Source organism: Pantoea sp. B65, assembly GCF_047308185.1.
GTDB lineage: Bacteria > Pseudomonadota > Gammaproteobacteria > Enterobacterales > Enterobacteriaceae > Erwinia.
This window is the reverse complement of the sequence record NZ_JAHXPU010000044.1, coordinates 35,534-56,706: the sequence shown is the minus strand read 5'-3', so window position 1 is coordinate 56,706 and position 21,173 is coordinate 35,534. Positions and strand designations below refer to the sequence as shown.

The following is a 21,173-nucleotide window of genomic DNA, read 5'->3' as shown; positions in this document are numbered from 1 at the left end:
GAAACCATGAAAGCACTGGCGAAACTGAAAGCGGAAGCGGGGATCTGGATGACCGGGGCGCCGATTCCGCAGCCCGGGCATAACGATTTACTGATTAAAATTCGTAAAACCGCCATCTGCGGCACCGACGTGCATATCTACAACTGGGATGAATGGTCGCAGAAGACTATTCCGGTGCCGATGATTATCGGCCATGAGTATGTCGGCGAAGTTGTCGCCGTTGGCCAGGAAGTCAGCGGCTACCAGCCTGGTGACCGGGTATCGGGCGAAGGTCATATTACCTGTGGGCACTGCCGTAATTGTCGCGCAGGGCGCACCCATTTGTGCCGTAATAGCGTCGGCGTCGGCGTCAACCGCCAGGGCTGTTTTGCCGAGTATCTGGTGATCCCGGCATTTAACGCGTTTAAAATCCCCGACAATATTTCCGATGAGCTGGCGGCGATCTTCGATCCTTTCGGCAATGCGGTACACACCGCACTCTCTTTTGATTTAGTCGGCGAAGATGTGCTGGTGTCGGGCGCCGGACCAATAGGCATTATGGCGGCAGCGGTGTGTAAACATGTAGGTGCCCGTCATGTGGTGATCACCGACGTAAACGACTATCGTCTGGCGCTGGCGCGCAGTATGGGGGTCACGCGAGCGGTGAACGTTAATCATCAGAACCTCGATCAGGTGATGAGTGAGCTGGGGATGACCGAAGGTTTTGATGTCGGGCTGGAGATGTCCGGCGCGCCACCGGCATTCCGCACGCTGTTGGGCGCGATGAATCACGGCGGCCGTATTGCGTTGCTGGGCATCCCTCCCGCAGAGATGGCCATCGACTGGCATCAGGTAATCTTTAAAGGGCTGTTTATCAAAGGGATTTATGGCCGTGAGATGTTTGAAACCTGGTACAAGATGGCGGCGCTGATTCAGTCCGGCCTGGATTTAACGCCGATAATTACTCATCGCTACAGCATCGACCAGTTTCAGCAGGGTTTTGACGTGATGCGCTCCGGGCAGTCCGGGAAAGTGGTGCTGAGCTGGGATTGATTATTTTAACCGGTGGGCGGCATAGCGCGACATGCCGCCCGTGCCCGGTCAGAACAGGCTTCTCAGGGTTTTCACCACATAACTATTAGCGATACTGTCGCCAAGAATGCTCAGTGCGCGCGTAGCCGGTACCGGCTGCGGTGGGTGTTTCGTCACGCAAAGCTCGCTACCGTGGAATGGATTACGCGGCTTGTCTGGCTGCATCGGCTTACTTTCCGGCGGCAACGGCTGGTTGTTAAGGCGCTGTGGTTCGTTAAGTAGCTGGCTGGGGCGCACCAGCGTAATATCCCCCGGCAGCGTTGGCAGCATCTGCTGCAGCACTTTGACGGTGGTTGGATGCGGGTGGCCGATAGCGATGGCGGAACCATCACGCTGAGCCAGCCGCACCGCGCGGGTAAACTGCTGGCGGATCTCGGCTTCATTCTGGCTGTCATCAAGGAACACGCGGCGTTTAATCACCTTCACGCTGGTTCCCGTCGCCGCACGGGTGGACTGGCTGTTGCCGATGGTCATGCTGTCGAGGAAGTAAAAGTTGTAATGATCCAGTACCTGCATCACTTTCTGCATACCAGACAGGCTGGAGGTCATGGCGCTGCCCATATGATTGTTCAGACCCACCGCATACGGGACATCCTGCGTCGCGTCGCTGATGATCCGTTCAATTTCGGCACTGCTCATATCCGGACGTAGGGTATCTTTTTCCAGCGGTTGCTTGCTGAGCGGCGCCATCGGCAGATGGATCAGAACTTCATGGCCGCGCTGATGAGCTTTGGTCGCCATCTCACGGGCATGGGGGGCGTTAGGCAGCACGGCGACGGAAACTGCCGCCGGCATCTGCAAAACCTGATTTTCCTGAGCGGGTCGATAGCCGAAATCGTCAATAACGATTGCCAGTTTCCCGGCATGGACTGAGCAGGCAAACAGCAGACTGCTCAGCAGCCCGGTAAATTTTACGCGCTGAAACAAGACTTATCTTCCTAACCACGGCAGTGGATTGACGGCCTGTCCCTGTCGTCTGATTTCAAAATAGAGTGAAGGCGTGCCCCGGCCGCCGCTGGTACCGACCAGCGCGATTGGCTCTCCTGCCTTAACCTGGGTTCCCACGCTCACCAGTGCACTTTGGTTGTAACCATACAGGCTCATATCGCCTTTTCCGTGTTCGACCACCACCACCAGACCATAGCCCTGCAGCCAGTCGGCCATTAACACGCGACCATCAGCGATGGCTTTCACTTCGGTGCCTTCTGGTGCGTTAATCACCAGGCCTTTCCAGCGTAGTTCGCCCTGCAGCGTTTCGCCAAAGCGATGCTCAATCCTGCCACGAACCGGCCATATCGCCTGACCACCGGCGCGGCCCAGCCCACCGGTGCGCGATATCAGTGAGCGCTCGCTCTCTGTCGGTTTATAGGTGGTGCCTTTATTCTTCGCCTGCTCCTGACGGGCACGAACGCGTTCGGCTTCCTGCGCTTCACGTTCGGCGCGGGCGCGCGCTTCGCGTTCGGCTTTGGCGATCTTCTCCTGCAGACGGGCCTGGTTCTGACGCATTTCCACTAACTGGGCCTGATCTTTTTCCAGAGAAGACTCCAGCGTGGTAATGGTTTTTTGCCGCGCGACACGCGCCTGTTCGAGCTTCGTTTGCTGGCTTTGCTGCTCGCTGAGCAGTGATTTCTGTTGCGCCTGCTTATCGACCAGTGAGGCTTTCTGCGCCGTCAGTTCGCTGCGCGTTTGTTGCAACTCGTCGATATTTTTTTGCCGCGCCTCATTCAGATAACCGAAATAGGCAAGAATACGTTCGCTGCGCTGGCTCTCTTCGCCGCTCAGTACCAGTTGCAAACCACTATGTTGCCCCTGACGGAAGGCTGCATCCAGCTGTTGCGCCAGCAGTTTTTCCTGCTCAGTTTGTTGTTTCTGCAGTTTGCTAATCGACGCGTTAAGGGCGACGATCTCTGTATCCAGCGCGGTAAGGGAGGTTTGTGTGCTGCGCAGTTTACGGCTGGCCTCGGCGATGGCTTTTTCCTGACTCTGCAATTGAGTGAGCAACTGACTACGCTGCTGCTTTTGCAGTTTGACGCTCTTTTCCTTCTCGGCAATATCCTGCTGGATGGACTGGAGCTGGGATTTGTTATCGTCGGCGGCCTGGCTATAAACGGGCAGCAGTAAAACGCCAGCGCATAACACGCTGGCGGACAGAGTGGACAATCTTGAGTGCAACGGCATGCGTCTGGCTGATCCGTTACCCCGGGTCCTTAGATATGAAACTGCCGCTTTTTCCCTCATGGGAAAGGATTATTCCACGATGAACAGCGGCTTACCAGTCATCTCTGCGGGGATTTCCATTTCCATCAGTGACAACATTGTTGGTGCGATATCGGAGAGTTTGCCATCAGCAGCAGCCGTTACGCTTTTCGGGCCAATATAAATCAGGGGTACTGGCAGGCTGGTGTGTGCGGTATGTGCCTGGCCGGTGCTGGCATCACGCATCTGTTCGGCATTACCGTGATCGGCAGTAATCAGTAATTGACCGCCAACCAGTTTAACGGCGGTCACGATCTGCGACACACAGCCGTCGAGAGCTTCGACCGCGTGGACCGCAGCGTCATAGACCCCGGTATGGCCCACCATATCGCCATTTGGATAATTGCAGATAATGGTGTCGTAATTGCCGCTGGTGATCGCCGTGAGCAGTTTATCCGTCAGTTCTGCCGAGCTCATTTCTGGCTGTAGATCGTAGGTGGCAACGTTCGGCGATTTAATTAAAATACGATCTTCACCCTTAAATGGCTGCTCTACACCGCCGTTAAAGAAGAAGGTGACATGGGCATATTTTTCGGTTTCAGAAATGCGCAGCTGGGTTTTCTCGTGCAGCGTCAGCCACTCACCGAGGGTGTTTACTAATGCAGCGGGTGGGTAAGCGCAAGGGGCGGAAATATCCTCGGCGTACTCAGTTAACATAATAAAATCCGCGTTAACCACTTTTTCGCGCTTGAAAGCGTCGAAATCTTTACTTACAAATGCGCGGCTTATCTGGCGGGCACGGTCGGCGCGGAAGTTCATAAAAATCAGCGCATCGCCATCCTGTAATGCCGCATCACTCTGCTGGTCGTTGCCAATTACCGTCGGTTTCACAAACTCGTCGTTTTCTCCGCGGGCGTAAGCTGCCGCCAGCGCGCTCTGCGCATCAGCCATGCGGAATTCGCCTTTACCCTGGCTAATCAGATCATAGGCCAGCTGCACGCGATCCCAACGGTTGTCGCGATCCATGGCAAAGTAGCGGCCAATCACCGAAGCGATGCGGCCAGTCCCGAGGCGGGCAAACAGCTGGTCGATAGTCGCCAGCGAACTCTGCGCGCTGCGCGGCGGTGTATCACGGCCATCAAGGAAGGCATGCAGGTAAATCGCCGTGGCGCCGCGCGCCGCAGCCAGCTCAATCATTGCCGCGATATGAGCTTCATGGCTGTGCACGCCGCCCGCTGACAGTAATCCCATAATGTGCACCGCTTTACCGGCCTGCACCGCGCCGTCTACCGCCCTGACGAGGGTTGGATTGGTAAAGAAGTCGCCATCAATAATCGCTTTGTCGAGGCGGGTCAGATCCTGATAGACGATGCGTCCGGCGCCCAGATTGACATGACCGACTTCGGAATTGCCCATTTGTCCGTCTGGCAAACCCACATCCAGCCCGGAAGCCTTAATCAGCAGATGCGGTTTGGTTGCCCAGAGTGCATCCATGACCGGCGTATGGGCATTCAGAATGGCGTTATCTTCGCGCGCTTCGCGATAGCCATAACCGTCGAGAATCACTAAAACCAGTGGTTTTTTCTTACCTGACATTGCAACAACCTCTTCTCAGCAAACTAAAAAATTGGCGCGAGTTTACTATGAGGGCGTGCAACAAATAGCCGCTTAAGATCAAAGCAAGGTGGTCTGGAATAATAGTTTTCAGCGTGATGGCACTTTTTTTTGGAATCTACCGCATAAAACGTAACTCTGGCGGCTTCGCGACTGTACATGAGAAGTAGCGCAGGTATACTCAGAAACCTTGTTTTAGCTTATTAACCCTGTCGGGAGTTGTTACCCCTCATGCAAGAAATTATGCAATTCGCAAGCAATCACCCAGTACTCTGTATGGCGTGGGTTGTCTTGCTGGTTTTGGTGATCGTGACCACCGTTAAGGGCATGTTCTCCAATGTAAAAACTATTAGTCGTGGTGAAGCGACACGTCAGATCAACAAAGAAGATGCTGTTGTGGTCGACGTCCGTTCACGTGATGACTATCGTAAAGGTCATATCTCTGGCGCACTGAACGTGGTTGCGGCAGATATTAAGAAGGGCAACCTGGGTGAGCTGGAAAAGCATAAAGCTCAGCCTGTGATTGTCGTTTGTGCCACCGGAACCTCAGCGGCAGAGTCTGCAGCTCAGCTAAGTGCTGCCGGATTTGCGCAGGTATCGGTGCTTAAAGAAGGCGTGGCGGGCTGGAGCGGCGATAATCTGCCCCTCGTTCGTGGAAAATAACCTTTTCGAGGTACTGTAAATGGCTAACGTAGAGATCTATACCAAAGCGACCTGCCCGTTTTGCCATCGTGCAAAAGCACTGCTGAGCGAGAAAGGCGTGGCGTTTCAGGAAATCCCCATTGATGGCGACGCCGATAAGCGGGAAGAGATGATTAAACGTAGCGGCCGGACGACCGTACCTCAAATTTTTATCGATGCGCAGCACATTGGCGGCTGTGACGATTTATATGCGTTGGATGGACGCGCAGGGCTCGACCCGCTGTTGAAATGAAGCTCCGCCAGCGCGATGATGGATTATTAACGAATAGGATTGAGTAAAATGTCAGAACAAAGCTCCAGCGAAATGTCTTTCCAGATTCAGCGTATCTACACTAAAGATATCTCTTTTGAAGCGCCGAACGCACCGCAGGTTTTCCAGAAAGAGTGGGAACCGGAAGTGAAACTGGATCTGGACACGGCATCCAGCCAGCTGGCGGATGGTGTGTTTGAAGTCGTTCTGCGCGTTACCGTAACGGCTACTGTTGAAGAAGATGCGGCGTTCCTGTGTGAAGTACAGCAGGCCGGGATCTTTAGTATTTCCGGTATCGACGGTAATCAGATGGCGCATTGCCTTGGCGCATACTGCCCGAACATCCTGTTCCCGTATGCCCGCGAGTGCATCACCAGCCTGGTTTCTCGCGGTACTTTCCCGCAGTTGAACCTTGCGCCAGTAAACTTTGATGCGCTGTTTATGAACTATCTGCAGCAGCAGGGTGAAGGTGCAGAACCCCGTCAGGATGCCTGATGAAAAATCTTAACGTGTCTATGACCGTTATCGGTGCCGGCTCGTACGGCACCGCCCTGGCTATTACGCTGGCGCGTAATGGTCACCAGGTGTTGATGTGGGGCCATAACCCCCAACATCAGGCGCAGTTGCAAGCCGACCGCTGTAATGTCGCTTTTCTTCCCGATGTCCCTTTCCCCGATACTCTGCTGTTAGAGAGCGATCTCCGGCAGGCGATTGCTGCCAGCCGTGATTTGCTGGTGGTGGTGCCAAGCCATGTCTTCGGAGACGTGTTGCGTCAGATTAAGCCGCTGTTACGTGCTGATTCACGCATTGTCTGGGCGACTAAAGGGCTGGAAAAAGAGACCGGGCGTCTGTTGCAGGATGTGGCGCGTGAGATTCTGGGCGATGCGATTCCGCTGGCGGTGATCTCCGGCCCAACCTTTGCGAAAGAGCTGGCGGCCGGTTTACCCACCGCCATTGCTCTGGCGGCGACGGATCCGCAATTTGCCGAAGATCTGCAGCAGTTATTGCACTGTGGCAAAAGCTTTCGCGTTTATAACAACCCTGACTTTATCGGCGTGCAGCTTGGCGGCGCGGTGAAAAACGTGATTGCTATCGGCGCCGGCATTTCTGACGGTATCGGTTTTGGCGCCAATGCGCGTACTGCGCTAATTACCCGCGGGCTGTCTGAAATGACCCGACTGGGTAGCGCACTGGGTGCTGATCCCACTACCTTTATGGGAATGGCCGGGTTAGGCGATCTGGTGCTGACCTGTACCGACAACCAGTCACGTAACCGACGTTTTGGCATGATGCTGGGGCAGGGTGCGGATGTTGAAAGCGCTCAGACCACCATCGGCCAGGTGGTAGAAGGTTACCGCAATACAAAAGAAGTCAAAGCGTTAGCTGCTCGCTATGGCGTGGAAATGCCAATAACTGAGCAAATTTATCAGGTACTGTATTGCGGAAAAAGTGCCCGCGAGGCAGCATTGACCCTGCTGGGTCGTGCAAGGAAGGATGAAAACAGCCCGCGCTGAGGCAGGAAGCTCAGTACTTTTACCTGTAGCGTACCGGTTTTGCCGGGCGCTGTTTTTTTATCGGGAGAGAGCAATGCCGTCTGAAGAGTTAGAACTGGTCTGGAATAACATCAAAGCAGAAGCCCGTTCACTTGCGGACTGTGAGCCGATGCTGGCCAGTTTTTACCACGCGACATTGCTGAAGCATGAAAACCTCGGCAGTGCGCTGAGTTATATGCTGGCGAATAAACTCGCTAACCCGATTATGCCAGCCATCGCCATTCGCGAAATTATTGAAGAAGCGTACAGCCGGGACCCCTCGATGATCGCTTCGGCGGCCCTGGATATTCAGGCGGTGCGCCAGCGTGACCCGGCGGTGGATAAATACTCTACGCCATTGCTCTATCTGAAGGGTTTTCATGCGTTGCAGGCGTACCGTATTGGCCACTGGTTGTGGAATGAAGGGCGCCGTGCGCTGGCGGTCTATCTGCAAAATGAAATCTCAGTTTCGTTTGCAGTCGATATCCATCCTGCTGCGCGCATCGGCCACGGCATTATGCTCGACCACGCCACCGGTATTGTGATTGGTGAAACAGCGGTGGTGGAAAATGATGTCTCCATTCTGCAGTCGGTTACGCTGGGCGGTACCGGCAAAACCAGCGGCGACCGTCATCCGAAGATCCGTGAAGGGGTGATGATTGGCGCCGGCGCCAAAATTCTTGGCAATATTGAAGTCGGCCGCGGCGCGAAAATTGGCGCCGGTTCGGTAGTGCTACAACCGATCCCGCCGCATACTACCGCAGCCGGCGTACCCGCGCGGATTGTTGGCAAGCCGGGCAGTGAAAAACCATCGATGGAGATGGATCAGCATTTTAATGGTATGGTGTCCGGCTTCGAGTTCGGCGACGGCATCTGAACCTGCCTGTGTCAGTAACGCCCCGGAATTTTTGCGCACGATTATTTAATTAACGCCCCGGCATAGTCTAACTGCCGCCACGCTTCATACACCACCACTGACACTGCGTTCGACAAATTCATGCTGCGACTATCCGGCTGCATCGGGATACGGATTTTGTGTTGCGCCGGCAGGGCATCAAGAATCGTTGCCGGCAAGCCGCGCGTTTCGGGGCCAAACAGCAAATAATCCCCCGCCTGATAGCTTACCGCGCTGTGGGCGGGCGTGCCTTTAGTGGTTAGCGCAAACAGGCGCTGTGGCGCTTCTGCGGTGAGAAAAGCGCTGTAGTCGGCATGGCGTTTAATATGGGTGAACTCATGATAATCCAGACCTGCGCGACGCAGACGCTTATCATCCCAGGCGAAGCCCAGCGGTTCAATCAGATGCAGCAGAAAACCAGTATTGGCGCACAGGCGAATAATGTTGCCGGTATTGGGTGGGATTTCAGGTTCAAATAAAACAATATTTAACATCAGTAGCGACCCTCAAGAGCGAGGGCCGCAGGATAGCAAAATATCAGCGGCTGGAGTACAGCGGCAGCCAAATGGTCAGACGTAAACCACCTAACGGACTGTCATCAGCCTTCACCCAGCCGCGATGCTGCTGAATGGCGGTCTCAACAATTGCCAGACCCAGGCCGGTGCCGCCTGATTCACGATCGCGCGCTTCGTCGGTGCGGTAGAAGGGACGAAAAATTTGTTCGCGATCGTCGGCACTGACGCCCGGGCCGTCGTCGTCAACATGCACCGTAATTCCCTGGTTATCGACCGAGAAGCTGACGGAAATCTTCTCATGTGAGTAACGCAGCGCATTACGTACAATATTTTCCAGCGCGCTATCCAGTGCATTCGGATTACCGTACAGCGGCCAGGGTCCCGGTGGATAAGGGATCTCCAGCGTTTTGCCCATCTGCTCGGCCTCAAATTTCGCGTCGTCCAGCACACCAGCCCAGAGCTGATTAGCTTTCATCGCTTCACTGACCAGCGCATTTTTATGCTGAGTGCGCGACAACACCAGCAGATCATTGATCATGCCATCCAGACGCTGTGCTTCCATCTCAATGCGTTGTAGCTCCTTGCCTTCGCCGTGACGACGACGCATCAGGGCGGTTGCCAGCTGCAGGCGTGTCAGCGGGGTGCGTAACTCATGGGAAATATCGGAAAGCAGACGCTGCTGGGCGCTCATCATTCTTTCCAGCGCGCTCACCATCTGGTTAAAGCTCGATCCGGCAGCGAGGAACTCTTGTGGGCCTGCCTCCAGTTCCGGATGCTGGCGCAGATTGCCGCTGGCCACTTCATCCGCCGCATGTTTTAGCTTGCGCGCGGGTTTTGCCAGACTCCAGGCCAGCCACAGCAGTAACGGAGAGCTGATTAACATGGTGACAATCAGTAGCAGTAACGGACGATCAAACAGCAGATTGATAAAATCCAGTTGTGAACTGCCCGCCGGGCGGATCATATACAGCTGGTAATTATCTTCGCCGTCACGTACCGAAAAGGGACCAACCAGCTCAACGCGGCCATATTTCTTTTTCTGCGGATGATCGGCGTTGTCAGACTGACCGATAAAGTTACGGATAATCTGCATTTCATTGTGCTGGGCGCCAATCACGCGGCCTTCACTGGTGACCAGCAGCAGCCGCTGGCCGGGTGGGGCCCATTTATCAATGGCACGAAACAGCCGACGCCACCACATCAGGTCGTTCGGCGGATCGTGCCCCAGCTCGGCTTCAACATGCTGTTCAATCATGATCCCCTGGCGCTGCTCACTTTCGAGCAGCGAGGTCATCTGGCGGGAATCGAGTTTCGGAACCATCAGTACCAGCATCAACACCAGGGCCAGGGTCAGCCAGAAAATGGCGAAGATGCGGGTGGTCAAACTGCTTATCATGTTGCGGAAACCATTAAATACCCGCGTCCACGTAAGGTTTTAAACCACGGATGCCCGTCACGACGCTCAGGCAATTTGCGGCGAAGATTGGAAATATGCATATCAATGGCGCGATCAAATGGCGTCAGGCGCTTGCCAAGCACTTCCTGACTTAAATGTTCACGCGACACTACCTGACCGAGATGCTGTGCCAGTAAGTAAAGCAGGGTGAACTCCGTGCCGGTTAAATCGAGCGTCACGCCGTCGAAGCTGGCTTCCTGACGGCCTGGATTCAGGCGCAGAAAATCGACTTCCAGCGTCGGGGAGCTATTGTCATGCTGCTGTTGTTGTTCACTCCAGTTTGAACGCCGTAAAATGGCACGTATACGCGCCACCAGTTCACGATCGTTGAATGGCTTAGGCAGATAGTCATCTGCACCGAGCTCAAGCCCCAGAACGCGATCCAGCTCGCTACCGCGCGCGGTCAGCATAATGACCGGCGTTTGATGCTGCTGGCGTAATTCCTTCAACGTGTCGATACCGTTTTTCTTCGGCATCATGACATCAAGTAATAACAGGTCGATGGAGCTGTCCAGAATGTTGAGCGCCTGCTCGCCATCACTGGCAACCACGACTTCGAACCCTTCCATTTCCAGTAATTCTTTCAGTAGCGAAGTTAATTCGCGGTCATCGTCAACCAACAGGATTTTATTCATTTTTATTTCCCTCCGCAGGCAAAATACCTTGATCCCATGGCCTCAATCCATCGCTTTACGTAGTTTTACACCCCCTGACGCTAGTTTGCAGCCACACCCGTACACTGAACCTCGTTGAATCGAAATACGGAAACGTAACCGGGAGTGAACGATGCGCAACTTAACCGCCGTCGTCATTGTTTCAGCGATGGTAGTCAGTTTCTCCAGCGCATGGGCAGCAGACGTAACGACGATTGACGAGATGCATCAGGATGACGATGGATTGACGAATCGCAGTATGACGCAAAATTCGCAAAGTCACATGTTTGATGGCATCAACCTGACAGAACAGCAGCGTCAGCAAATGCGAGATCTGATGCAGCAAGCGCGTCATGAACGTTCTCCCATTAGTATTAGCGACTTAGAAACCATGCATGACTTAGTCATTGCAGACAAATTTAATGAAACGGCCGTCAAGGCTCTGGCAGAAAAGTTAGCACAAGCTCAGGTTGCGCGGCAGGTCGAAATGGCCCGTGTACGTAACCAGATGTATCACCTGCTAACGCCCGGCCAGCAGGACGTTTTAGAAAAGCAACATCAGCAGCGCATGGATGAAATGCGCAAGCTAACGAATATGCAGCAATCCGCACCGCTGCAGGCAGTGAGTAGTACCGGCAGTAACCAGTAACATAGTATCCCTGTTTTCCTTGCCATAGACACCATCCCTGTCTTCCCCCTCATGATGAGGGGTTTTTTTTTGCCGGTAAGAAATGGCTACGCTTCTGTCTCCGGCTCCTGCGTATTGTTTAAGCTGACAAGTCCATCGGACATGCTGAAACCGTTTTTACCCGCTCTTTTGGTTTCATACAGCGCGTGGTCGGCGTAGCGCAGCCATTCCGAAGCCGACGCGGCCGATTTTGCCGAGGTGATACCAATACTGACGGTACAGCGATAGGCCTCATCGCAGGGAAGGCGGATTTTTTCAACTCTTTTCAGTATCTTCCCGGCTAACTGGAAAATCTCGCGCGGATGGCCATTATTGACAATGACTGCCAGCTCATCTCCACCAAACCTTGCCGGAACGTCCTTCACATTGATCACATCCCGCAACGCCTCGGATATTTCTGCCAGCAGAAAATCACCAACTTCATGGCCGTAGGTATCATTCACCTGCTTAAAGTTGTCGACATCCAGCAGCATCAGCCAGGCCGTGAGGGCGCCGCGTTGCGATTGCAGCCAGGCACTGGACAGCCGTTGTTCAAACAACCGACGATTGGGGATATGCAGACGCGGATCCAGCAGCGCCACCCGTTCAAATTCGCGGCTTTTATCGCGTAGTCGCACCGTCAGCTGGCGCGAAAGGACGCTCAGCGCCACCAGGTACAGGGTTGCCAGTGGCAGGGTAAGCCAGACGGTTTGCGGGCTGAAGGTTAACCTGATCGGGTATCCGGTTATTGACCAGACGCTAATAAACGTCAGGGAAAAAGCCAACAGGGCCGGTCGTAGCTGTTTCCAGCCGCCAGCGGCATAGCGATCAGAAATTTGAATCGCAAGGATGATAAACGCGGGCATCGGGCTAATGCCCATCAGGGCGACCCAAAGCCCGCCCCAGACGGCATCGATAGTCAGGCTGCGCTGTTCAACCTTAATCAGATCCTTCGACCGGCTACTTACCAGATAGGCGACGGCCGGCCATAAAAAGGCATTCAGTGCCAGTATGGCTAAGGTTATTTTGGGGGCGCCGTTTTCCAGCAGAACCGACATTATGGGGAAAAAACACAGAAATGTTCCCAGCTGACGCATCAAAAACATGCGACGAACAAAGCGCAAACTGCGGATCCTTAAATATTCGTCATCAGTGGGAAGCAAGGGCATCACTTCAGCCTGCAGCATACGTAGAGTAATGGTCAATTTAGCAAAAAACCGCCGGGGATTGGCATTATTTCAGTTGTGAAACTATCTTATGCTGCTTTTCTCCGCCGGACCCGGCGTGCGATGCCGGTAGCGCGCCGATAAACCCCTCGTGATTATGTCACCTGGCTAAGGCTGGTATCAACGCCGGGGCTTTTTTTTGCCTCATTTTCAGTATACTGGCAGGCAAATATTCTGCGGAGTGCGGCATGAACCCTCAATATGCACGGCTGGTCAACGCGGCCGCTATCGCGGCAACGGTAATGGCTTCGCTGTTGTTAATCATTAAAATCTTTGCCTGGTGGTATACCGGTTCGGTGAGCGTACTTGCCGCGCTGGTGGATTCGCTGGTGGATATCGCCGCATCACTGACTAACCTGCTGGTGGTGCGCTATTCACTGCAGCCGGCAGATGAGGAGCATACTTTTGGCCATGGTAAAGCGGAGTCGCTGGCGGCCCTCGCGCAAAGTATGTTTATCTCGGGGTCGGCGCTGTTCCTGTTTCTTACCGGTATTCAGCATCTTGCGCGTCCTGAAGCCATGCATGCGCCGTTGGTGGGGGTTGTGGTTACCGTGGTTGCGCTGTTCTCCACGCTGGTGCTGGTGACCTTTCAGCGCTGGGTGGTGCGTAAAACCGGCAGTCAGGCGATCCGTGCCGATATGCTGCATTATCAATCTGACGTGATAATGAACGGTGCGATTTTGATTGCGCTGTGGCTAAGCTGGTATGGTTTTTCACGCGCTGATGCGCTGTTTGCGCTGGGTATCGGCGCCTGGATCCTCTACAGTGCGCTGCATATGGGGTATGAAGCAGTACAATCGTTATTAGATCGTGCTTTACCGGATGATGAGCGTAGTGAGATTATTGATATTGTCTCTTCATGGCCTGGGGTCGGCGGCGCCCATGAGCTGCGCACGCGGCAGTCGGGGCCGACCCGCTTTATCCAGCTTCATCTGGAGATGGACGACCGTTTGCCGCTGGTGCAGGCACATATGGTAGCCGAGCAGGTTGAGCAGGCGTTACTGCAACGCTTCCCCGGCGCGGATGTGATTATCCACCAGGACCCGTGCTCCGTGGTGCCCACCGAACAGCAGGGTTTTTTCAAGATATAATCCAGGATTATTAAGCAGATAGTGGGTGAATGGTTCACTGCGCAGAGCTCAGCAAAATTATTTGCCGAAAACTTGTCTGACCTGAATCAATTCAGCCTGAAGTGTTTGATATACTATGTGTCATTATCAGGCGATAAACTCGCTTTCTTTCTTTTACGCGTCGTGGCCTTCCGACGCACTGAATTCATCATTTTGCATCAACAAGTTCAGAGGTTGTCATGATCAAAAAAATCGGTGTACTGACAAGTGGCGGTGACGCCCCGGGAATGAACGCAGCTATCCGTGGGGTAGTCCGCGCGGCACTGAGTGAAGGCCTGGAAGTTTTTGGTATTTATGATGGCTATCTGGGCTTATACGAAGATCGCATGACCAGCCTGGACCGCTATAGCGTTTCCGATATGATCAACCGTGGTGGTACTTTCCTCGGCTCGGCGCGTTTCCCCGAGTTCCGTAATGAAGAAGTACGCGCCGCAGCGATTGATAATATGAAAAAACGTGGTATCGATGCGCTGGTGGTTATTGGCGGCGATGGCTCCTATATGGGTGCTAAACGCCTGACTGAAATGGGGTTCCCGTGTATTGGCCTGCCAGGCACCATTGATAATGACGTTGCCGGAACTGACTACACCATCGGTTATTTCACCGCGCTGGAAACCGTGGTGGAAGCCATTGACCGTCTGCGCGATACCTCATCATCGCACCAGCGTATCTCCATCGTTGAAGTGATGGGTCGTTATTGTGGCGATTTAACCCTGGCGGCAGCAATTGCCGGTGGTTGTGAATTTATCGTGCTGCCGGAAATTCCTTACACCCGTGAAGAGTTGGTGGAAGAGATTAAAGCGGGCATCGCGAAAGGTAAAAAGCATGCGATCGTAGCGATTACCGAGCATATCTGCGATATCGACGATCTGGCGAAATACATAGAAGCAGAAACTAAACGCGAAACCCGTGCTACGGTGCTGGGGCATATTCAGCGTGGCGGTGCGCCGGTGGCGTATGACCGTATTCTGGCCTCGCGGATGGGGGCTTACTCCATCGAACTGCTGCTGCAGGGCTACGGCGGCCGCTGCGTCGGTATTCAGAATGAGAAGATGGTGCATCATGACATCATCGATGCCATCGAGAATATGAAACGTCCGTTTAAAGGCGACTGGCTGGAAACGGCGAAGAAACTCTATTAATTTCTGCTTATCAAAGGCGCTGAACTGCCAGCGCCTTTCTTATGCAACTCTATATTCCTTTATCTTATAAAGGTTACTTTTTAATTCTTTAAATCACAGATGAGTTTGTGTCACGCTTCTCCCATAACAACTTTGGGAGTATGTGCGATGAATAAGTGGAGTGTGGGTTTTACGCTGTTACTGGCCTCAACCAGCGTGCTGGCTAAAGATATTCAGCTGCTGAACGTATCTTATGATCCAACGCGTGAACTGTATGAACAGTACAATAAAGCATTCAGCGCCCACTACAAACAGGAAACCGGCGACAATGTCGTGATCCGCCAGTCGCATGGTGGTTCAGGCAAACAGGCGACCTCAGTGATTAACGGTATTAAAGCCGATGTGGTTACCCTGGCGCTGGCCTCTGATGTTGATGCGATTGCCGAGCGCGGCCGCATTGATAAAAACTGGATCAAACGCCTGCCAGATAACTCCGCTCCTTATACTTCAACCATCGTTTTCCTCGTCCACAAAGGCAACCCAAAACAAATTCACGACTGGCCGGATTTGATTAAACCGGGAGTGTCGGTGATTACGCCAAACCCGAAAACGTCGGGCGGCGCACGCTGGAACTATCTGGCGGCGTGGGGCTATGCGCTGGATAAAAATCATGGCGATCAGGCGAAAGCGCAGGAGTTTGTCAAAGATCTGTTTAAGAATGTTGAGGTGCAGGATTCCGGCGCACGTGGCGCCACCAATACCTTTGTTGAGCGTGGTATCGGCGATGTGCTGATTGCCTGGGAGAACGAAGCTTACCTGGCAGTGAATAAACTGGGCAAAGATAAGTTTGAAATTGTCACGCCGAGTGAATCGATTCTGGCAGAACCCACCGTTTCTGTGGTGGATAAAGTGGTCGACGAGCGCGACTCACGCAAAGTGGCTGATGAATATCTGAAGTATCTCTATTCACCAGAGGGCCAGGAGATAGCGGCGCAGAACTACTATCGTCCGCGTGATGCCGCGGTGGCGAAGAAATATGCCGCGACGTTCCAGCCGGTAAATCTGTTTACCATTGACGGTAAATTCGGTGGCTGGACCGTGGCGCAGAAAACCCACTTTTCTGAAGGCGGCAGCTACGATCAGGTGATGAAGCGCTAATCATTGCCGGCCAGGCGGCAGTCACTGCCGCCTGGTGCGGTAACCCACAATGCGTGACTTTTATCGACACTTCGGCGAATATTTGTCCAGGTGAAAAGATAAAAGGGTGACGCTGATGCAAGGAAGAAATCGCGCGGTTACTATTATCGCGCTGGTGATAGCATTACTGGTGGTGGGGCTGGTTATCGCTGCCCTCCGCTTTCATCATAATGCCGATGCGCTGTGGAAAATTGTCAGCGAACAATGTATTCCCGGCCAGCAGAAAACCGGCAATCCCGCACCCTGTGAAAATGTTGATATCGCTCAGGGGTATGTCACTCTGAAAGATCGCGATGGGCCGCTGCAATATTTACTGATGCCGGTGGCAAAAATCAGCGGTATTGAAAGCCCGCTGGTGCTTAATCCCCGTACCCCCAACTTCTTTTTTCAATCCTGGCAGGAACGTCACTTGATGGCGGAAAAGCGCGGCGCGCCGGTGGCGGATAGTGCGATTTCGCTGGCGATTAATTCGGAATATGGCCGCACGCAGAATCAGCTGCATATCCATATTTCCTGCCTGCGTCCTGATGTGCGGCAGCAGCTGAATCAGCTGGCTCCGTCATTATCTGAGCACTGGCAGCCCGAAACCCTGTTAAATCACCCCTATCTGCTGAGGACACTGACGGTTGAGCAACTGGCACAGCAGAGCGTGTTTATCCGTCTGGCGGATGAAGTGCCAGAGGCGCATGCGGGGATGGGGAAATATGGTTTGTCGCTGGCAGCGCTGCCTGATGGCCGCCTGGTGCTGATGGCGATTGAACGCAACTGGCTGAAGTTAAATCGCGGCTCGGGAGAAGAGGTTCAGGATCATAGCTGTAAGATTTTGTAGGGGCAGCATACAGCCGCCCCTCGATAGCGAGTTATTTCTTAGCTGCAGCAGCTGCTTTCACGATAACGGCAAAAGCGTCCGCTTTCAGAGAAGCTCCGCCTACCAGTGCACCGTCGATGTCTGGCTGGGTAAACAGTTCTGCGGCATTCTTATCGTTAACAGAACCGCCGTACTGAATGATTACCTGATTAGCGATGGCAGCGTCTTTCTTCGCGATATGGTCACGAATAAATTTGTGTACTGCCTGTGCCTGCGCAGGGGTGGCTGATTTGCCGGTGCCGATAGCCCAGACCGGCTCGTAAGCAACTACCACGCCTTCGAACGCTGCTGCGCCCTGAGTTTCCAGCACGGCATCAAGCTGACGTGCGCAAACTTCTTCAGTTTTACCTGCTTCGTTCTCTGCTTCGGTTTCGCCGATGCACAGAACCGGGATCAGGCCAGCTGCTTTCAGCACCGCGAATTTTTTCGCGATAAATTCATCGCTTTCTTTGTGGTAAGTACGACGCTCAGAGTGGCCGATAATGATGTATTTAGCGCCGAGATCTTTCAGCATCTCAGCGGAAACTTCACCGGTGAATGCGCCTGACAGGTTAACGTCGACGTTCTGTGCGCCCAGAGCAATGTGGCTACCAGAAATGGCATGTTTAGCCTGATCCAGATACATCACCGGTGGCGCGATGGCGACGCCGCAACCATCAACGGTGCTGAGCTCTTTACGCAGACCTTCGATCAACTCGTTGACCATATGTTTGTTGCCGTTCAGTTTCCAGTTACCCATCACTAATGGATGTCGCATCATATCCTCCACGCTTAACGTGATACTTTGAAATGGCACTGCCGTGAGGCAGTGTTGTCTGCCAGACAGTATAGAGATCAAAACCCCGAAAGGCTTTGCTTTTCGTCATATTTGCCTGTGGTGCTATGGCGTTGCCAGCGACAGTTTTATCGGTTCAATGGCGAATGTCAGGCCTTTTTCACCATTATCGGCGACCACAAAGCGCAGGGCGCCCTCCGTTTGGGCAAAATAACGCGATCCTTTACCTTTGCTGAGTAAATTATTCAGCCGTTTAGTGGCATCTTCGGCAGAAATGCCCGGCTGAAAAAAGCGTAACATCGCCGTCATATAGGCCAGCGCCTTATCATGGGCGCTCTTCTCTTCCGGTCCCTGAATCGGCAGCCAGGTAATCTGTAACGTTTTTATTTTCCCCGTACCCTGTTCCAGTGCGGTAGAAGCATACAGATTCTCGTTAATTTTACTGGCGGCGCGCGTCAGGTTACTTTTGTCATCGCGGTTATCAATGGCACGGTATTCACTGATCGGTAACTCGGGATTGGCAAGATTATACTTTTCACGAAACTGGCCGATAGTCATATCGAAAGTCGGAGCGCCCGCCAGCAGGTAGGGAGCGGTGGGCATATGTTCGGCGCGATCCTGTGGCTGGGGATCGGCCCAGGCTGTTTGCCACAATAAACACCCTAATATTAACGCTGTGCCGCGCGCTTTCTTCATTTTGTCGACCCTAACCAGTAAACTTAGCCAATGATTAGAACGGTTTTTACCCGCCAAAGTCAAAAGCTGCGGCCTTTAATTCACGCTTTTTCCAGGACTGATTAATGACATTACAACAATGGTGCTTTTCTTATCGTGGCCGTTTGGGGCGGCGCGACTTCTGGATATGGCAGGGGGTGTGGCTGAGCGCGATGGTGCTGTTGTTTAGCCTGGCGGGCAATGGCTGGCTGGATACGCAGATGGCGGCTTTTTGCGTGGTGAGCCTGCTATGGCCGTCAAGCGCGGTAATGGTTAAGCGACTGCATGACCGCAATAAAAAAGGCTACTGGGCGCTGCTGGTGATTGTGGCGTGGATGCTGCTGGCTGGCAACTGGACCATGCTGAACGGCAGCTGGCAGTGGGCATTAGGCCGTTTTATCCCGACGCTGATTTTTATCATGATGCTGCTCGACCTCGGGGTATTTACCGGCACCGCTGGCGAAAACCGCTTTGGCAGCGCAGCGCAGTCGGTAAACTACCTCGGTAAACCTGATTACCAGTAATGCTCGCTGGTCATATGGCCCGGTTTGCGTCGCAGGTGTTTGCGCATCTGGCGGCTATCCTTCAGCAGTTGCTGGGTGTCGCGTACCATCTGCGGATTGCCGCACAGCATAATATGGCTGGTTTCCGCATCTATCTTCAGGCCAACGGCCGCTTCCAGCTGGCCGCTTTCAATCAGCGCAGGGACCCGACCGGTCAGTGAACCGGGCACCTCTTCACGGCTCACAACGGTCTGGATCTGTAGTTTGCCGTTATAGCGTTGCTGAAGTTGTTGCATCAGCGGCAGATAGCTGAGGTCGGCTGCGAAGCGCGCGGCATGCACCAGCACAATATGCCGGAACCGATCCAAACCTTTGCCTTCCTGCAGAATTGACAAATACGGGCCGATGGCGGTGCCGGTTGCCAGCATCCACAGCGTTTCACATTCGGGTATTTCGTCGAGCACAAAAAAACCCGCGGCATCTTTGGTGATCATTAATTCATCGCCTGGCCTTAAGGCAAACAGCCGCGGACTGAGTTTACCTTCCGGCACGGTGACCAGATAGAACTCCAGGTTTTCATCGCTGGGGGCATTTACATAAGAGTAAGCACGCTGTACTCGTTCGCCGTCGACTTCCAGCGCCAGTTTTGCATATTGACCGGCAGTAAACGCCGCCACAGGGGCATTTACCGTGAGACTGAACAAACTATCGGTCCAGTTAGTCACTTTGGTCACTTTACCGGTGATCCATTCAGCCATGCAGACTCCTTAATGGTTGATTTTGGACTGGCTATTTTTATCTGCTTTCATCTTCGCCAGGGTATGATGATTTTTCCAGCCCTGATCGGCGGCAAAGCTCATATCGACAAATTTGTACCGCCATGAAGGATAATGCGCAGGCTAAGCCTGGTTTAACGCGGACCAGGTCCACGTTAAACCCGATGTGGTCACAAAATATATTGATGCAGCTCGGTATCTTTGCGGTCGAGATAGTGGATTGACTGAATACGCCGGATGGTGCGCGATTTGCCGCGGATCAGCAGAGTTTCGGTGGTCGCCATATTGCCGTTACGGGTGATGCCTTTTAACAGGTCGCCGCTGGTAATACCGGTGGCGGCAAAAATGACATTATCATTACGCGCCATTTCACCCAGCTGCAGTACTTTACCGGCAGTAATCCCCATCTGCTGGCAACGCTCCAGCTCCTGTTCGCCGATCCGGCGATTCTCCGGAGTATCGCCTTTCACCACATGCCGCGCCAGTAGGCGGCCCTGCATATCACCATCCAGAGCGCGGATAACCGCCGCTGACACCACACCTTCCGGCGCGCCGCCAATGCCATACAGCACGTCTACTTCGCTGTCCGGCATACAGGTGAGAATTGAGGCGGCAACGTCGCCATCAGGGATGGCGAACACCCGCACGCCCAGCTGTTGCAACTGGCGGATAATCTCATCGTGACGGGGTTTTGCCAGAATAGTGACGGTCAGCGCCGCCAGCGGTTTACCGAGCGCCGCGGCGATGCGCTGTAAATTCTCTGCCATTGGCAGGTTCAGGTCGATGCTGCCTTTGGCGCCCGGACCGACAATCAGTTTTTCCATATACATATCTGGCGCATGCAGAAAAGAGCCTTTATCGCCGACTGCCAGCACCGCCAGCGCATTTGCCTGACCCATTGCCGTCATGCGGGTACCTTCAATCGGATCGACGGCGATATCTACCGCATCCCCATGGCCGGTACCGACCTTTTCACCGATATACAGCATTGGCGCTTCATCAATTTCACCTTCGCCAATCACGATTTGCCCGTCGATATCGACTTTATTCAATGTGATGCGCATGGCGTGTACCGCGGCACCATCTGCGGTGTTTTTATCACCGCGTCCTAACCACTTATAACCAGCCAGCGCGGCGGCTTCGGTAACGCGTGAAAATTCAATGGCGAGCTCTCGTTTCATGATTTGCCTCGGGGAATTGATTAGGCGAAAATTCTATCACAATAGCCTTCATCATTGACGCCGCAGCAGATCAATGAAGGCGGCATAAATGCCGCCTTCAGCCGGGGTATCGGCAACCACTCACGGGAGCC

At 53.7% G+C, this 21,173-nt stretch carries 23 protein-coding genes; 12 read left to right on the top strand and 11 right to left on the bottom strand.

The features are described 5' to 3' along the window. The first annotated feature begins 6 nt into the window (after positions 1-6). The gene (gene tdh, locus JWF83_RS22870; protein WP_413652806.1) at positions 7-1,032 is read left to right on the top strand and encodes an L-threonine 3-dehydrogenase; all 1,026 of its coding nucleotides are present in this window, start codon (positions 7-9) and stop codon (positions 1,030-1,032) included. A 48-nt stretch (positions 1,033-1,080) separates the two neighbouring features. On the opposite strand, the gene JWF83_RS22865 is transcribed toward tdh, so the two are convergent. The 3 genes from JWF83_RS22865 to gpmM are packed head-to-tail and all read right to left on the bottom strand — an operon-like array spanning position 1,081 to position 4,863. Beyond that, positions 1,081-1,998, bottom strand: coding sequence for a divergent polysaccharide deacetylase family protein (locus JWF83_RS22865; protein WP_413652805.1), 918 nt, complete (start codon positions 1,996-1,998; stop codon positions 1,081-1,083). Positions 1,999-2,001: 3 nt separating this feature from the next. Then, entirely contained in the window at positions 2,002-3,309 is a 1,308-nt protein-coding gene (gene envC / locus JWF83_RS22860; protein WP_413652804.1) for a murein hydrolase activator EnvC, read from the bottom strand. Positions 3,310-3,318: 9 nt separating this feature from the next. Beyond that, positions 3,319-4,863 (bottom strand): 2,3-bisphosphoglycerate-independent phosphoglycerate mutase, encoded by a 1,545-nt coding sequence (gpmM, locus tag JWF83_RS22855; protein WP_413652803.1) that lies wholly within the window; start codon positions 4,861-4,863, stop codon positions 3,319-3,321. Positions 4,864-5,112: 249 nt separating this feature from the next. On the opposite strand from gpmM, the gene JWF83_RS22850 reads away from it, so the two are divergent. The 5 genes from JWF83_RS22850 to cysE all read left to right on the top strand — a co-directional run bounded on the left by JWF83_RS22850 (position 5,113) and on the right by cysE (position 8,242). Next, positions 5,113-5,544, top strand: a complete 432-nt coding sequence (locus tag JWF83_RS22850; protein ID WP_413652802.1) for a rhodanese-like domain-containing protein — start codon at positions 5,113-5,115, stop codon at positions 5,542-5,544. A 19-nt stretch (positions 5,545-5,563) separates the two neighbouring features. Next, the gene (grxC, locus tag JWF83_RS22845; RefSeq protein WP_267142876.1) at positions 5,564-5,815 is read left to right on the top strand and encodes a glutaredoxin 3; all 252 of its coding nucleotides are present in this window, start codon (positions 5,564-5,566) and stop codon (positions 5,813-5,815) included. Between the two features lie 48 nt (positions 5,816-5,863). Then, the gene (gene secB / locus JWF83_RS22840; RefSeq protein WP_413652801.1) at positions 5,864-6,328 is read left to right on the top strand and encodes a protein-export chaperone SecB; all 465 of its coding nucleotides are present in this window, start codon (positions 5,864-5,866) and stop codon (positions 6,326-6,328) included. Then, positions 6,328-7,347, top strand: a complete 1,020-nt coding sequence (gene gpsA, locus JWF83_RS22835) for an NAD(P)H-dependent glycerol-3-phosphate dehydrogenase (RefSeq protein ID WP_413652800.1) — start codon at positions 6,328-6,330, stop codon at positions 7,345-7,347. The genes secB and gpsA overlap by 1 nt, the downstream gene beginning before the upstream one ends. Positions 7,348-7,420: 73 nt before the next feature. After that, a complete protein-coding gene (gene cysE / locus JWF83_RS22830; protein ID WP_413652799.1) occupies positions 7,421-8,242 on the top strand; it encodes a serine O-acetyltransferase in 822 nt (273 codons plus the stop codon). Between the two features lie 41 nt (positions 8,243-8,283). Here the strand turns inward: cysE and trmL are convergent, their stop codons facing one another. Genes trmL through cpxR form a run of 3 tightly spaced genes read right to left on the bottom strand, consistent with a single transcriptional unit; the run spans position 8,284 to position 10,866 of the window. Next, positions 8,284-8,754 carry a tRNA (uridine(34)/cytosine(34)/5-carboxymethylaminomethyluridine(34)-2'-O)-methyltransferase TrmL gene (gene trmL, locus JWF83_RS22825; protein WP_413652798.1) on the bottom strand — a complete coding sequence of 157 codons (471 nt, stop codon included), beginning with the start codon at positions 8,752-8,754 and terminating at the stop codon, positions 8,284-8,286. A 43-nt stretch (positions 8,755-8,797) separates the two neighbouring features. Beyond that, the gene (gene cpxA, locus JWF83_RS22820) at positions 8,798-10,171 is read right to left on the bottom strand and encodes an envelope stress sensor histidine kinase CpxA (RefSeq protein WP_413652797.1); all 1,374 of its coding nucleotides are present in this window, start codon (positions 10,169-10,171) and stop codon (positions 8,798-8,800) included. Further along, positions 10,168-10,866 (bottom strand): envelope stress response regulator transcription factor CpxR, encoded by a 699-nt coding sequence (gene cpxR / locus JWF83_RS22815; protein WP_413652796.1) that lies wholly within the window; start codon positions 10,864-10,866, stop codon positions 10,168-10,170. Before cpxR ends, cpxA begins: the two co-directional genes overlap by 4 nt. Positions 10,867-11,017: 151 nt before the next feature. On the opposite strand from cpxR, the gene cpxP reads away from it, so the two are divergent. Further along, positions 11,018-11,533 carry a cell-envelope stress modulator CpxP gene (gene cpxP / locus JWF83_RS22810; RefSeq protein WP_413652795.1) on the top strand — a complete coding sequence of 172 codons (516 nt, stop codon included), beginning with the start codon at positions 11,018-11,020 and terminating at the stop codon, positions 11,531-11,533. An 86-nt stretch (positions 11,534-11,619) separates the two neighbouring features. Here the strand turns inward: cpxP and JWF83_RS22805 are convergent, their stop codons facing one another. Continuing rightward, entirely contained in the window at positions 11,620-12,738 is a 1,119-nt protein-coding gene (locus JWF83_RS22805) for a diguanylate cyclase (RefSeq protein WP_413653042.1), read from the bottom strand. Positions 12,739-12,965: 227 nt separating this feature from the next. Here JWF83_RS22805 and fieF point away from each other — a divergent pair, with 227 nt between their 5' ends. The 4 genes from fieF to JWF83_RS22785 all read left to right on the top strand — a co-directional run bounded on the left by fieF (position 12,966) and on the right by JWF83_RS22785 (position 17,054). Beyond that, a complete protein-coding gene (fieF, locus tag JWF83_RS22800; RefSeq protein WP_413652794.1) occupies positions 12,966-13,868 on the top strand; it encodes a CDF family cation-efflux transporter FieF in 903 nt (300 codons plus the stop codon). Positions 13,869-14,086: 218 nt separating this feature from the next. Then, on the top strand, positions 14,087-15,049 hold the full coding sequence (gene pfkA / locus JWF83_RS22795; protein WP_413652793.1) for a 6-phosphofructokinase: 963 nt from the start codon (positions 14,087-14,089) through the stop codon (positions 15,047-15,049). A gap of 147 nt (positions 15,050-15,196) precedes the next feature. Beyond that, a complete protein-coding gene (locus JWF83_RS22790) occupies positions 15,197-16,186 on the top strand; it encodes a sulfate ABC transporter substrate-binding protein (protein ID WP_413652792.1) in 990 nt (329 codons plus the stop codon). 115 nt (positions 16,187-16,301) lie between these two features. After that, positions 16,302-17,054 (top strand): CDP-diacylglycerol diphosphatase, encoded by a 753-nt coding sequence (locus JWF83_RS22785; protein WP_413652791.1) that lies wholly within the window; start codon positions 16,302-16,304, stop codon positions 17,052-17,054. A gap of 31 nt (positions 17,055-17,085) precedes the next feature. Here the strand turns inward: JWF83_RS22785 and tpiA are convergent, their stop codons facing one another. Beyond that, positions 17,086-17,850: a triose-phosphate isomerase gene (tpiA, locus tag JWF83_RS22780; RefSeq protein ID WP_413653041.1), complete on the bottom strand. Its 765-nt coding sequence runs from the start codon at positions 17,848-17,850 to the stop codon at positions 17,086-17,088. A gap of 123 nt (positions 17,851-17,973) precedes the next feature. Further along, positions 17,974-18,564, bottom strand: a complete 591-nt coding sequence (locus tag JWF83_RS22775; RefSeq protein WP_413652790.1) for a YiiQ family protein — start codon at positions 18,562-18,564, stop codon at positions 17,974-17,976. A 104-nt stretch (positions 18,565-18,668) separates the two neighbouring features. Here JWF83_RS22775 and JWF83_RS22770 point away from each other — a divergent pair, with 104 nt between their 5' ends. Next, positions 18,669-19,106, top strand: coding sequence for a DUF805 domain-containing protein (locus JWF83_RS22770; protein WP_413652789.1), 438 nt, complete (start codon positions 18,669-18,671; stop codon positions 19,104-19,106). On the opposite strand, the gene fpr is transcribed toward JWF83_RS22770, so the two are convergent. Both fpr and glpX read right to left on the bottom strand, forming a co-directional pair. Beyond that, positions 19,097-19,843, bottom strand: coding sequence for a ferredoxin--NADP(+) reductase (fpr, locus tag JWF83_RS22765; RefSeq protein WP_413652788.1), 747 nt, complete (start codon positions 19,841-19,843; stop codon positions 19,097-19,099). The two genes, JWF83_RS22770 and fpr, sit on opposite strands and share 10 nt — an antisense overlap. A 188-nt stretch (positions 19,844-20,031) precedes the next feature. Then, positions 20,032-21,042, bottom strand: a complete 1,011-nt coding sequence (gene glpX / locus JWF83_RS22760; RefSeq protein ID WP_413652787.1) for a class II fructose-bisphosphatase — start codon at positions 21,040-21,042, stop codon at positions 20,032-20,034. Between the last annotated feature and the right edge of the window lie 131 nt (positions 21,043-21,173).

Excerpts from the sequence above, each read along its gene's own strand:
- tdh (WP_413652806.1), top strand. The coding sequence starts at position 7 with ATGAAAGCACTGGCGAAACTGAAAGCGGAAGCGGGGATCTGGATGACC.
- envC (WP_413652804.1), bottom strand. The coding sequence starts at position 3,309 with ATGAGGGAAAAAGCGGCAGTTTCATATCTAAGGACCCGGGGTAACGGA.
- gpmM (WP_413652803.1), bottom strand. The coding sequence starts at position 4,863 with ATGTCAGGTAAGAAAAAACCACTGGTTTTAGTGATTCTCGACGGTTAT.
- JWF83_RS22850 (WP_413652802.1), top strand. The coding sequence starts at position 5,113 with ATGCAAGAAATTATGCAATTCGCAAGCAATCACCCAGTACTCTGTATG.
- grxC (WP_267142876.1), top strand. The coding sequence starts at position 5,564 with ATGGCTAACGTAGAGATCTATACCAAAGCGACCTGCCCGTTTTGCCAT.
- secB (WP_413652801.1), top strand. The coding sequence starts at position 5,864 with ATGTCAGAACAAAGCTCCAGCGAAATGTCTTTCCAGATTCAGCGTATC.
- gpsA (WP_413652800.1), top strand. The coding sequence starts at position 6,328 with ATGAAAAATCTTAACGTGTCTATGACCGTTATCGGTGCCGGCTCGTAC.
- cysE (WP_413652799.1), top strand. The coding sequence starts at position 7,421 with ATGCCGTCTGAAGAGTTAGAACTGGTCTGGAATAACATCAAAGCAGAA.
- trmL (WP_413652798.1), bottom strand. The coding sequence starts at position 8,754 with ATGTTAAATATTGTTTTATTTGAACCTGAAATCCCACCCAATACCGGC.
- cpxA (WP_413652797.1), bottom strand. The coding sequence starts at position 10,171 with ATGATAAGCAGTTTGACCACCCGCATCTTCGCCATTTTCTGGCTGACC.
- cpxR (WP_413652796.1), bottom strand. The coding sequence starts at position 10,866 with ATGAATAAAATCCTGTTGGTTGACGATGACCGCGAATTAACTTCGCTA.
- cpxP (WP_413652795.1), top strand. The coding sequence starts at position 11,018 with ATGCGCAACTTAACCGCCGTCGTCATTGTTTCAGCGATGGTAGTCAGT.
- JWF83_RS22805 (WP_413653042.1), bottom strand. The coding sequence starts at position 12,738 with ATGCTGCAGGCTGAAGTGATGCCCTTGCTTCCCACTGATGACGAATAT.
- fieF (WP_413652794.1), top strand. The coding sequence starts at position 12,966 with ATGAACCCTCAATATGCACGGCTGGTCAACGCGGCCGCTATCGCGGCA.
- pfkA (WP_413652793.1), top strand. The coding sequence starts at position 14,087 with ATGATCAAAAAAATCGGTGTACTGACAAGTGGCGGTGACGCCCCGGGA.
- JWF83_RS22790 (WP_413652792.1), top strand. The coding sequence starts at position 15,197 with ATGAATAAGTGGAGTGTGGGTTTTACGCTGTTACTGGCCTCAACCAGC.
- JWF83_RS22785 (WP_413652791.1), top strand. The coding sequence starts at position 16,302 with ATGCAAGGAAGAAATCGCGCGGTTACTATTATCGCGCTGGTGATAGCA.
- tpiA (WP_413653041.1), bottom strand. The coding sequence starts at position 17,850 with ATGCGACATCCATTAGTGATGGGTAACTGGAAACTGAACGGCAACAAA.
- JWF83_RS22775 (WP_413652790.1), bottom strand. The coding sequence starts at position 18,564 with ATGAAGAAAGCGCGCGGCACAGCGTTAATATTAGGGTGTTTATTGTGG.
- JWF83_RS22770 (WP_413652789.1), top strand. The coding sequence starts at position 18,669 with ATGACATTACAACAATGGTGCTTTTCTTATCGTGGCCGTTTGGGGCGG.
- fpr (WP_413652788.1), bottom strand. The coding sequence starts at position 19,843 with ATGGCTGAATGGATCACCGGTAAAGTGACCAAAGTGACTAACTGGACC.
- glpX (WP_413652787.1), bottom strand. The coding sequence starts at position 21,042 with ATGAAACGAGAGCTCGCCATTGAATTTTCACGCGTTACCGAAGCCGCC.